The organism is Nocardioides sp. P5_C9_2, assembly GCF_054049555.1.
In genome coordinates, this window is the sequence record NZ_JBFUMD010000428.1 from 1 (window position 1) to 3,405 (window position 3,405).

Here is a 3,405-nt window from a genome sequence, read left to right on the forward strand (position 1 = left end):
GGTCGCGCGCGAGCAGCTCGGCCTGGCCCGCGAGCGCGGGAACGGGACAGCCGGCGAGGCGCATGAGGTGCACCGCCCGCCAGTAGGAGCGGAGCACGCCCCCGGGGGGCAGCTGACCGATCTCGTCGACCAGGCGTGCCGCCGTCTCCAGCATGTCCTGGTGGGCCTGCCTCACCTCGGCCGCTGTCGCCACGATCCACCCCTTCCCGGGAAGCACGGGCGCGTCATCCGCCCGCGGCGACGACCGTCGTACCGGTCGTCGTGGTCCCACCGTCGGTGCACTCCGACCCCACGGGTAGGGCCGAAGGTCCCGGAATCGGTCATGTCACCGCGGTCGGTGCGGCTCGCCGAACGGGTGATCCAGTCCACCGGGGGCCTCGGGCGTCGTCCACACGAAGGGCGGCAGTCGGCCGCCGTTGCGGGCCGCGACGTCGTCCAGGATCTGCTGGCGGGCCTGCACGACGACCAACCGGTCCGCGAGCGAGGTGGCCTTCGCCAGCTGACGGGTGGACTCCGCCCACTGCCGGCGCAACGCCTCGTCCGGCTCGGCCATGCCCGCCTGCACGATGCGCGCGGGCAGCAGCCACGGCCGCAGTCGACGGTCCACCCACGCCACCACCCAGGGTGAGGACAGCACGAGCAGCGCCGTCACGCCCAGCGTGGCTCCGCCCAGCACCGTGGCGAGCCCCGGCAGCAGGGCCGGAGTGGTGGCCAGCGCGGCGCCGGTCAGGATCGGGTGCCGGACGCTCGTCAGCTCCTCCTGGAACGCCACGCCCATGAGCGCGCCCAACATGGCGAGGGTGGCACCGATGGCGAGGAACAGGACGGGTTGCACCGCGAGGGCGGTGCCCACCAGCGCGAGCAGGCACACGGCACCGTTGACGACGTGCCACCCGATTCGGTAGGCCCTCATGGCAGCCCCTGTCCTCGACCCGGCCCCGACCGGTGCTCGACGCCTCGGGTTCCAGCGTCCGACACGACTCGTCCTCGGGGCAGGGCCCGAAGGCCCGACCGTCCCGGACGTTGGGCTCGTCCTGGCGCTGATGACCAAGGTCCTCGCGTGCGGGGCACCACGCCTCCGGCGTCGCACCGGGGGCGGTCGCACGATGGGGACGAGCCCCCACCGAGAGAGGACACCTTCATGAAGGCACTCGTCTACGGCGGCGTCGACCACCGGTCCTGGGTCGACGTGCCGGATCCGGCCGTCACGGATCCCGACGACGCGATCGTGCGCGTCGACGCGGTCACGATCTGCGGCACGGACCTCCACATCCTCAAGGGCGACGTCCCCGAGGTCGAGGCGGGCCGCATCCTGGGGCACGAGGCCGTCGGGACCGTCCTCGAGGTGGGCGACCACGTGCGCGACGTCCGGGCGGGAGATCGTGTCCTCATCTCCTGCATCTCCTCGTGCGGCCGCTGCCGCTACTGCAAGGAGGGCCGCTACGGACAGTGCCTCGGCGGCGGGGGCTGGGTCCTGGGCCACACCATCGACGGCACCCAGGCCGAGCAGGTCCGGGTGCCGTTCGCCGACCACTCGCTCCACGTGCTGCCCGACAACGTCAGCAACGAGGACGCCTTGATGCTCGCGGACATCCTGCCCACGTCGTACGAGGTGGGGGTGCTCGCCGCACACGTCTCCCCGGGTGACACGGTCGTCGTCGTGGGTGCCGGGCCGATCGGCCTGGCCGCCCTCATCACGGCCCGGTTGTTCACTCCCTCACAGATCATCCTGGTCGACCCCGCCGAGGCGCGCCGCCGCAGCGCGCTGGCCGCGGGTGCCGACGACGTCGTCGGTCCCGAGGGGGCCGTCGCGATGGTGTCCTCGCTCACCGGGGGCGCCGGCGCGGACGTGGCCATCGAGGCGGTCGGCGTGCCGACGAGCTTCGAGCTGTGCACCGAGCTGGTGCGCCCGGGCGGGCACGTCGCCAACGTCGGGGTCCACGGCGAGCCCGCGACGCTCCACCTGGAGACGCTGTGGATCAAGGACGTCACCATCACGACCGGCCTGGTCGACACGCGTACGACGCCGCTGCTCCTGCGCCTGCTCAGCGAGGGCCGCCTCGACGTCGGCGCGCTCTGCACCCACCGCTACGGGATCGACGAGATGCAGGACGCCTACGACGTCTTCTCCCAGGCCGGTGAGACCGGCGCCCTCAAGGTCGCCCTCTTCAACCCCGACGCCATGGCCTGAGTGAGGATCAGTCGAGCAGCACCCGCTCGCCGCGCGCCGGAGCGACCGCGTTCTGGCCGAGGTCGGCGCGCCCTGAGGCTCCGGCCTCACGGCACCAGGTGCTCGCTCTCGCGGATGTCGGTGATGGCCATGTGGCCCGGGGCGTGGCCGATGGCCAGCTCCGGGCGCGACTGCATGACGGCCGCCTGCGGCGTGACCCCGCACGCCCAGAAGACCGGCACCTCACCCGGCCGCACCTCGACGGGGTCCCCGAAGTCGGGGGTGTCGAGGTCGGCGATGCCGAGGTCGGCGGGCGAGCCGATGTGCACCGGCGCGCCGTGGACCGCGGGATAGCGGGAGGTCACCCGGACGGCGGTCGCGACCTGCGAGGCGGGCATCGGGCGCATGGACACGACGAGCGGTCCCGACAGCGTGCCCGCGGGACGGCAGGCCACGTCGGTGCGATACATCGGCACGTTGCTGCCCTGCTCGATGTGACGCACCGGCACGCCGGCGTCGAGCAGCGCCCCCTCGAAGGTGAAGCTGCAGCCGATGAGGAAGGCGACCATGTCGTCGCGCCAGCGGTCGGTCACGTCGTCGACCTCGCCGACCAACTCGCCGTGCTCGTAGATGCGGTACGACGGCAGGTCCGTGCGCAGGTCCCCCGCGAACCTCGGGCTGCCCGTCCCGCCCGGCTCGGTGACGTCGAGGACGGGGCACGCCGCGGGGTTGCGCTGGGCGAAGAGCAGCACGTCGTAGGCCAGCGCCCGGGGCACGGCCAGCAGGTTGGCCTGCGTCCAGCCGGTGCACCAGCCCGAGGTCGGCACCCTCAGCCCGGACCGGAAACGGTCGCGGGCCTCGGCGGGCGACAGGGTGGCGGGGAGGTCGGGCAGGGTGGTCTCAGTCATGGTGTGCTCCTGTCAGCGGGGTGGTCGGCACTCGGGTGAACGTGATGCGCTGGCCAGGGCGGACCTGCGCGGCACGCGGGAGGTCGGCGGGCACGACCACCGCGATGACGGGATAGCCGCCCGTGACGGGGTGGTCGGCCAGGAAGAGGGTCGGCTGCCCGGAGGGCGGTACCTGGAGGGCGCCGCACACCATGCCCTCGGTGGGCAGCTCGCGCTCCTCCATCCGCTCGAGCTCGGGCCCGCTCAGCCGCATCCCGATGCGGTTGCTGTCGGCGGTCGTCTCGTAGGGACCGGACACGAGCGCGTCCCGGGCGGCCGGGGTGAACC

Annotated in this window: 4 protein-coding genes and 1 pseudogene; 1 reads left to right on the top strand and 4 read right to left on the bottom strand. The window is 73.2% G+C overall.

The genetic code is table 11. The annotated features are described in order from the left end of the window. Positions 1-193, bottom strand: a 193-nt coding sequence (locus tag ACXJKL_RS17470; RefSeq protein WP_457208284.1) for a hypothetical protein, incomplete at its 3' end; no start/stop codon positions are given. A 132-nt stretch (positions 194-325) separates the two neighbouring features. Then, entirely contained in the window at positions 326-913 is a 588-nt protein-coding gene (locus ACXJKL_RS17475; RefSeq protein WP_457208285.1) for a hypothetical protein, read from the bottom strand. A 228-nt stretch (positions 914-1,141) separates the two neighbouring features. Here ACXJKL_RS17475 and ACXJKL_RS17480 point away from each other — a divergent pair, with 228 nt between their 5' ends. After that, positions 1,142-2,191, top strand: a complete 1,050-nt coding sequence (locus ACXJKL_RS17480; RefSeq protein ID WP_457208286.1) for an alcohol dehydrogenase catalytic domain-containing protein — start codon at positions 1,142-1,144, stop codon at positions 2,189-2,191. 86 nt (positions 2,192-2,277) lie between these two features. On the opposite strand, the gene ACXJKL_RS17485 is transcribed toward ACXJKL_RS17480, so the two are convergent. Together ACXJKL_RS17485 and ACXJKL_RS17490 are read right to left on the bottom strand one after the other, a co-directional pair. Continuing rightward, entirely contained in the window at positions 2,278-3,078 is an 801-nt protein-coding gene (locus ACXJKL_RS17485; RefSeq protein WP_457208287.1) for a putative hydro-lyase, read from the bottom strand. After that, a pseudogene (locus tag ACXJKL_RS17490) lies at positions 3,071-3,405 on the bottom strand (allophanate hydrolase subunit 2 family protein); the annotation flags it as partial. The pseudogene ACXJKL_RS17490 and the gene ACXJKL_RS17485, both read right to left, overlap by 8 nt.